Source organism: Microbacterium sp. bgisy207, from assembly GCF_057706855.1.
Genome location: NZ_JBYIPB010000037.1, coordinates 1 through 545, shown reverse-complemented (window position 1 = coordinate 545; position 545 = coordinate 1). Strand labels below are relative to the sequence as shown.

2 protein-coding genes are annotated in these 545 nt (G+C 64.2%); one reads left to right on the top strand and one right to left on the bottom strand.

All coding sequences use genetic code 11. The annotated features are described in order from the left end of the window. A partial coding sequence (locus AC3ENO_RS14930) for a transposase (protein ID WP_434971353.1) occupies positions 1-168 on the top strand: 168 nt, incomplete at its 5' end. Here the strand turns inward: AC3ENO_RS14930 and AC3ENO_RS14925 are convergent. Continuing rightward, complete coding sequence (locus AC3ENO_RS14925) at positions 149-478, bottom strand: hypothetical protein (protein ID WP_026095586.1); 330 nt, start codon at positions 476-478, stop codon at positions 149-151. The genes AC3ENO_RS14930 and AC3ENO_RS14925 overlap by 20 nt on opposite strands. Positions 479-545 lie beyond the last annotated feature (67 nt).

Here is a 545-nt window from a genome sequence, read left to right as displayed (position 1 = left end):
GACAAGCAGAAGGAACGCTACAAGGGACGCAACGTCGTAGAACGCTGCTTCAACCGTCTCAAGCAGTGGCGCGGCATCGCGATGCGCTCGGACAAACTCGCCCGCAACTACCGAGCCGCCGTCAGCCTCGCCGCGGCGCTGATCTGGATCAAGACCGATCTCCGCTGAGCGCTTCGCGCTCCTGCAGCGTGCGCTCAAGCTGTCCCACCGTCGGCGCACCCGCAAAGCCGCGCTCGGTCAGATAGACCCTGCACGCCAAGTCGGCAGTGTTCCCCTGGGACGGGAACAAGTCCTGACCGTCCAGAAGAATCGTGGGCGAGCCCGCGAAACCAGAGCTCACCGCCTCAGCCTCGGTGCGGATCAACACGAACTCCACCGGAACATCGCCCCGTCCGATCGAGTCGAGCACCAGCCGTACTCGATCGCCCGCCTCCTGCCAATTCGGGCAATCCTCGATATGCAGCACCTGGATCTTCACACGCCCATTCTCCCGCGCAACTCGCGGCGGCTGGCCACCCCGCACCTTCTTGATCAACACGCCCTAG